The organism is Cyanobium sp. LEGE 06143, from assembly GCF_015207535.1.
Classification (GTDB): Bacteria; Cyanobacteriota; Cyanobacteriia; order PCC-6307; family Cyanobiaceae; genus NIES-981.
Map to the genome: position 1 here is coordinate 1 of NZ_JADEWP010000166.1, position 5,938 is coordinate 5,938.

The following is a 5,938-nucleotide window of genomic DNA, read 5'->3' on the forward strand; positions in this document are numbered from 1 at the left end:
CTGACGGGCAGCCTGGAGGCCGCCGAGCAGGGGCTGCCCTGGGATTTCTGGACCATCGACCTGCGCACGGCGGTGCGGGCCCTCGGTGCCATCACCGGCGAAGAGGTGAACGAGGCGGTGCTGGATCGGGTGTTCTCGCGCTTCTGCATCGGCAAGTGAGCCGGGCAGGCTGCCATGGTCCTGGAGGGTCCGCCCCCCTGCCGCGCTCTCTGCCATGCCACCCCTGAGCCCCCTGCAGCTCGAGCCCCTGCTGCGCGCCTGGCTGGCGGAAGATYTGGGCCGCGGCGACCTCACGGCGCCCGCCCTGGCGGGGGCGCGGGGCCGGGCCCACTGGGTGGCCAGGCGCGCCGGGGTGTTCAGTGGCGGTGCGCTGGTGGAGCCCCTGTTCCGCCTGCTCGATGCCGAGCTGCAGGTGCGGCTGTTGGTGGGTGATGGCGAGCGGATCCAGGCCGATCAGCGGTTGCTGGAGCTGGAGGGAGATGCCGCGGCCCTGGTGGCAGGCGAGCGCACGGCCCTGAACCTGGCGATGCGCCTGAGCGGCATCGCCACGGCCACCGCCGAGCTGGTGCAGCAGCTGGAGGGCAGCGGCGTGCGTCTGGCCGACACCCGCAAGACAACTCCAGGGCTGCGGCTGCTGGAGAAATACGCCGTGCGCTGTGGCGGCGGCCTCAACCACCGCTTCGGGCTCGACGACACCGCCATGCTCAAGGAGAACCACCTGGCCTGGGCGGGCGGGGTGGTGCCGGCCCTGCTGGCGGTGCGGGCTGCGGCCCCCTGGCCCGCCCGGGTGATCGTGGAAGCGGAGACCGCCGCCGAGGCCGAGCAGGCGATCCAGGCCGGCGCTGACGCCGTGCTGCTGGATGGCTTCAGCCCTGGTGCCCTGGCCGAGCTGGTGCCGGTCCTGCGCCGGCTGGCCACAGACCTGGGCCGGGCTGTGGTGCTGGAGGCCTCCGGGGTGGAGCCGGCCCAGTTGAGTGCCTGTGCAGCCAGCGGCGTGGACCTGATCTCCAGCAGTGCGCCGATCACCCGCAGCCCCTGGCTGGACATCAGCATGCGCTTTGCGCAGCAGTGGATCTGAGATCAGCCGTCGCCCGTCAGCAGCAAGGGGGGTTGGTTCGTGGGCGAAGTTACGAACGACCCATGCGGGGATCACGAATGGTCTGGACCCCATCAACCTGATGCTGTCATGAGCTGTGGTGCATGCTCAATCGCTTCCTATCGGCAACCTTGGCCGGGCTGGCCTGGGCGGCACCCGTTCCCGCAGCGCTGGCGGAGGGCGTGATCGAGCGCGCCGCGCGCACCGGTGAGCTGGTGCTGACAGGCCCGACTGAAACTCCCTCCATCCTCAGCCTCGACGCCTCGGGGCAACCGGAGGGCTACGCGGCGGAGGTGGCCAGCCGGATTGCGGCCGATGTCACCACAGCCGTGGGTCGGCCGGTGCGGCTGAGGTTCGTGGCAGATAGCAATCCGGTGACAGTCTTCGCCAACCTGGCCAACGGCAAGGCCGATCTGGTCTGTGGCGTCGCGTTCTCCTGGGAGCGCGACCTGTTCGCGGATTTCTCCCTGCCGATCGCGGTCTCGGGCCTGAACCTGCTGGCCCCGGATGGTCGCTTCGACGGCTCCGCAGCTGGACTGGCGGGTCGCCCTATCGGTGTCCTGAAGCATTCCTTGGGCGAAACCCACCTGCGCGGCTTTCAGCCAGCCGCCAAGGTTGCCCCCTTCAAGAGCCTCGATGCGGCTCTTGACGCTCTTGAGGCTGGGGATGTCGATGGGGTGATCGGCGACTCGGTGCTGCTGGAGGCGATGCTGCGCGGGCGTGGATTGTCTGGGTACAGCATCACCCCGGATGCCCCTTATCAGAGCTATGGGATCACCTGCCTACTGCCGCAGAACGACTCCGCGTTCCGTGATCTTGTGAATCTCTCGATTGCGCGCCTGTTGCAGGGCTATCTGGATGGAGAGACTGAAGCGGTCGCCGCCGTGGATCGCTGGATCGGCCCCGGCAGCAGCATCGATGTGCCCCGGGACCAGATTCAGTCCTGGTTCGAGGCCACGATGATGGGCCTTGAAGCGATCCGGCCGCTGCCGCCTGATACGCCGGGAAGCTCCGAAGACATGCCCAAGTGAGTGAGCCCGGCACCTGAGCCAGCTCGAACTCTCTCCCTCGGGAACTCTCGTCAACTGCTGTTCATTCCTCGTTAGGCCCCCTGCTGATGGCGTTTCTGATCCGATCCCGACTGCTGGGCCTGCTGTTGCTGGCTTCCATGCCCTTGGACTGCACGGCAGCTCTGGCGACGGCAGCCGCCCAGCAGATCAGCGGAACCCGGGCCGGTGGTACCGCTGCGACTCCCCTGAGCGTGGAGGAGCGCCTTCGCCGGATTTCCTTGGCCGTTCGTGACCAGGATGCGACCGCGGACGAAGGGGCCGAGGCGATGGATCCGCTGAGCGGAGCCTTGCCGCAGGGCAGCCGACCTGACGGCGATCTGTTGGCTTTCACATTCGTCAATGGGCCGAGTCTTGGTTGGGGGAACGGCGGGTTTCGCAACAGTGGCTTCCGTAACGGCGGCTTCCGTAATGGGGGTTTCCGCAACGGCAGCTTCCGTAATGGCGGCTTCCGTAATGGGGGAGGCTTCCGCAATTCCAGCTTCCGCAATGGCGGAGGTTTCAGGAACGGAGGGGGGTTCCGCAACGGCGGCTTCCGCAACGGCAGACGACGTTGATCGGCCGATCTTGTGAGCACCCCTGACACCTCGCAGTTCGGCCCGGTGCAGCTTCTGGTGCTGCAGCCCACCCCCTTCTGCAACCTCGACTGCGACTACTGCTACCTACCCGATCGCAGCGATCGCACCCGCCTGAGCTTCGAGCTGCTGGAAAAGGCTCTGGAGCGGGTTCTGGAGAGCCCCTTCTTCGATGGAGGGTTCACCCTGCTGTGGCATGCGGGCGAGCCCCTCACGATGCCGATCGCCTTCTACGACGAGGCGACCCAGCGGATCCAGCGCGTTCTGGAGCGGCATGGGCTGCCCCCCTCCACGGTGGTGCAGTCGCTGCAGACCAACGCCACTGTGATTGATGGAGCCTGGTGCGACTGCTTCGAGCGCAACGACATCCATGTGGGCGTGAGCATGGATGGCCCCGCCTTCCTCCACGACGCCCACCGGGTCACCCGCACCGGCCGCCCTACCCACGCAGCCGTGATGCGCGGTATCGACTGGCTACAGCGGCGCGAGATCCCGTTCGAGGTGATCTGCGTGCTCACCGCCGATGGCCTCGACCACGCCGAGGCGATGGTCGATTTCTTCCTGGAGCACGGCATCACCGACGTGGGCTTCAACATGGAGGAAACCGAGGGGGAGAACGCCCAGTCCAGCCTCGATGTGGCCGCGGCTGAACGCTCAGCCCTGGAGAGCAGCTACGTGGCCTTCATGGAGCGGGTCTGGCGACGCAGCCTCGAGCATCCCGACGACCTCTGCATCCGGGAATTCGAGGGCATCACCAGCCTGGCCTGCAGCGATGCCCGCCTCGGCCAGACCGACATGAACACCCCGTTCGCGATCGTCAACGTCGATGCCCGCGGCAACGTGTCCACCTTCGATCCCGAGCTGCTGTCTGTGAAGACCGAGGCCTACGGGGACTTCGCCTTCGGCAACGTGCTCACCCACCGCCTCGAAGACCTGGCCGCCAATCCCAAATTTCAGCGGGTGCACAGCGAGATCCGCTCGGGGGTGGAGCGCTGCCGCAGCAGTTGCGACTACTTCGGCCTCTGCGGCGGCGGGGCTGGCAGCAACAAGTACTGGGAGCACGGCAGCTTCGATTGCAGCGTGACCCAGCACTGCCGTTTCCGTATCCAGTTGGTGGCCGACGTGGTGCTGGCCGGGATGGAGCGTGAGCTGGGCCTTAACGCCTGACGGGCTCACTCAACCTGCAGCCGCTCACTCACATCCACCAGCGGAATCAGGGCATGGCCCCAGTCCGATGTGCCGAACATCGGGGCGGTCCCTTCTCCGGGCCTCGCCCCCACACCGGCAGCGAAGGCTCCATTGGTCCAGGCCAGCATCAGGCTGCCCAGCACGCCGCCATCGGCGCTCTCAACCGGCCGCAGGTTGAAGTGGTCACCGCCCTGAGCCAGCACCAGGCGGTGGCCCAGACGCAGGGCCTCGCCGCTGGATAAGGGCACCACTGCCTCGGGATCCGGTGGCACCACCCAATCGCGGCTTCCGCTCACGATCAGCACGCGTCCATTCAGCTGCCGGCCTGAACCGGGCGGGAACAACAGCAGCAGGGGAGGGCTCACCGCCACCGCCGAGATCACGCGGCGATCGCCGAGAGATCCAACACCGGCTGCATCCAGCCAGCTGCATTGCAGCGTCCAGCTGAGATTGCGATAGGGATCGTCCAGGTCGTTGCAGCGCTCGCGCAACAGGGCATCGCTGGTGGGGGCCCCCGCCACCTGCAGCGCCGTGGTGGCACCCCAGGAATGACCGATCACCACCACCCTCTCACTGTCCACCCGGCCGGTGGCCAGTCCCCCATCGCCTACGGCATCGATCACCGCGGAGATGTCCTTGGGCCGCAACACCAGTTCCTCGGGGGTGGGCGGCGGCAGCTTGCCGTTCAACACCTCTCGCTGCTGCTGCTGGTCACTGCCGGGATGACGAGGCAGCGCCACCGTGTAGCCAGCGGCCGCCAGACGCCGGCCCCAGCCTTCAAAGGAGAGGGGCTCGTCCCAGAGACCATGGGAGATCACAGCCAGCCGGCCATTACCGCCTTCTGCGGGCTGAAGCAGCACCACATCGAGCGGCACGGGGCGGTGCTTCACCTGCAGCCGCTGCTCAGTGCGCGTCACAGGCAGCACTGCTGTGGCCACCTCCGCGGCCACCGGAGCAGGGGGCACCGCCGCGATCAGCTTCTCGCTCAGCCGGCGCTGCCGCAGCATCTGTTCACTCACCTCCCGGATCCGCCCCAGGTTGAGCCGCACCCGTTCGCCGGGAATGGCCTTGATCAGCGACAGCAGCGTGGGTTGGCCATTGGCGGAGGCCGCCTGCAGAGCCTCCAGCAGCTCGGCACCAGTGAATCCCTGGTCAGCTCCCTCCACTGTGCCGAGGCTGGAGAGCACCAGCAACGCCTGCTCCAGCAGGGGCGAGCTCGCCGACCCCTCGGCGATGTTCAGCAGCCCCAACGGCACCGGCTGATTGAACACCTCGCTGAGTTTGGGGCCGAGGGCGCCGTCACTGGCCCGGTCGAGTTCAGCCAGATCGCTGCTGCCCTGGCGCAGTAAGGCTGGGTCCTCCAGTTCCGCCACCCTCACGATCAAATTGAGATCGAGCAAGGGAAACTCGATCACCACCTCATCGATAGCCCGGGCCGGACCTGCGGCCAGCAGGTTGCCACCGAGCAGCGCCGCCGCCATGACGCTGAGCAGACCATGGGTATGACGCCTGCGCGGGCAGAGGCCAGGGATGGACATGCCGGATCGAGGTTTGTCATCGAACACTAAGAACCCGTTCCCGTAGCGCACTGCCCTGGCCGGCATGGAGCGGGAGCTCGGCCTCAACCCCTGAGGGCCTGACCCCGGCGCTCGGCGAGCCTGCCGAACAGCTCCACGTATTGCCGCGGCCCGCCGGCCAGGCTGGCGTCGATGCGCAGGGAATCCTGCGGATCGGTGAGGCCCACCAGGCGGCCATCGGCGTGGGAGGGGCGGTCCACGGCGCCGCCGCTGCTGTCCACCAGCACCACCCGGTTGGCCGTGCCGAACACCTCGCCCAGCTGCTGCAGCAGGGTGAGGAAGCCCCGGTCGCTGCCGCCCCGCAGCCAGCCCCCGCCTGGCGCCGGCACCGAGGTGATCGTGTCGCCCACCCCCACCAGGGTGGGCATCAGCGCCGGCTCGAAGGCCGAGCGGGCCAGCTCCAGCAGGCTGGGGTGGTCGTGGGGGGCCGTGCGC

Annotated in this window: 6 protein-coding genes and 1 pseudogene; 5 read left to right on the plus strand and 2 right to left on the minus strand. The window is 67.9% G+C overall.

The window, feature by feature from the left end; all coding sequences use genetic code 11:
• The 5 genes and pseudogenes from IQ216_RS10980 to grrM form a co-directional block, all read left to right on the plus strand.
• Nucleotides 1–159, plus strand: a pseudogene (locus IQ216_RS10980) (tRNA uridine-5-carboxymethylaminomethyl(34) synthesis GTPase MnmE); the annotation flags it as partial.
• Between the two features lie 55 nt (nucleotides 160–214).
• Nucleotides 215–1,078 (plus strand): carboxylating nicotinate-nucleotide diphosphorylase, encoded by an 864-nt coding sequence (gene nadC, locus IQ216_RS10985; RefSeq protein WP_193815496.1) that lies wholly within the window; start codon nucleotides 215–217, stop codon nucleotides 1,076–1,078.
• 149 nt (nucleotides 1,079–1,227) lie between these two features.
• The gene (gene grrP / locus IQ216_RS10990; RefSeq protein ID WP_228007417.1) at nucleotides 1,228–2,127 is read left to right on the plus strand and encodes an extracellular substrate binding-like orphan protein GrrP; all 900 of its coding nucleotides are present in this window, start codon (nucleotides 1,228–1,230) and stop codon (nucleotides 2,125–2,127) included.
• An 86-nt stretch (nucleotides 2,128–2,213) separates the two neighbouring features.
• Complete coding sequence (gene grrA, locus IQ216_RS10995) at nucleotides 2,214–2,720, plus strand: GrrA/OscA1 family cyclophane-containing rSAM-modified RiPP (protein WP_193815498.1); 507 nt, start codon at nucleotides 2,214–2,216, stop codon at nucleotides 2,718–2,720.
• Between the two features lie 12 nt (nucleotides 2,721–2,732).
• The gene (gene grrM / locus IQ216_RS11000; protein WP_193815499.1) at nucleotides 2,733–3,905 is read left to right on the plus strand and encodes a cyclophane-forming radical SAM/SPASM peptide maturase GrrM/OscB; all 1,173 of its coding nucleotides are present in this window, start codon (nucleotides 2,733–2,735) and stop codon (nucleotides 3,903–3,905) included.
• Between the two features lie 5 nt (nucleotides 3,906–3,910).
• Here the strand turns inward: grrM and IQ216_RS11005 are convergent, their stop codons facing one another.
• Nucleotides 3,911–5,464: an alpha/beta fold hydrolase gene (locus tag IQ216_RS11005; protein ID WP_228007418.1), complete on the minus strand. Its 1,554-nt coding sequence runs from the start codon at nucleotides 5,462–5,464 to the stop codon at nucleotides 3,911–3,913.
• An 83-nt stretch (nucleotides 5,465–5,547) separates the two neighbouring features.
• Nucleotides 5,548–5,938 (minus strand): glucosylglycerol 3-phosphatase (locus tag IQ216_RS11010; protein WP_304523980.1); only part of this gene is annotated, 391 nt, incomplete at its 5' end.

Excerpts from the sequence above, each read along its gene's own strand:
- IQ216_RS11005 (WP_228007418.1), bottom strand. The coding sequence starts at position 5,464 with ATGTCCATCCCTGGCCTCTGCCCGCGCAGGCGTCATACCCATGGTCTG.
- grrA (WP_193815498.1), top strand. The coding sequence starts at position 2,214 with ATGGCGTTTCTGATCCGATCCCGACTGCTGGGCCTGCTGTTGCTGGCT.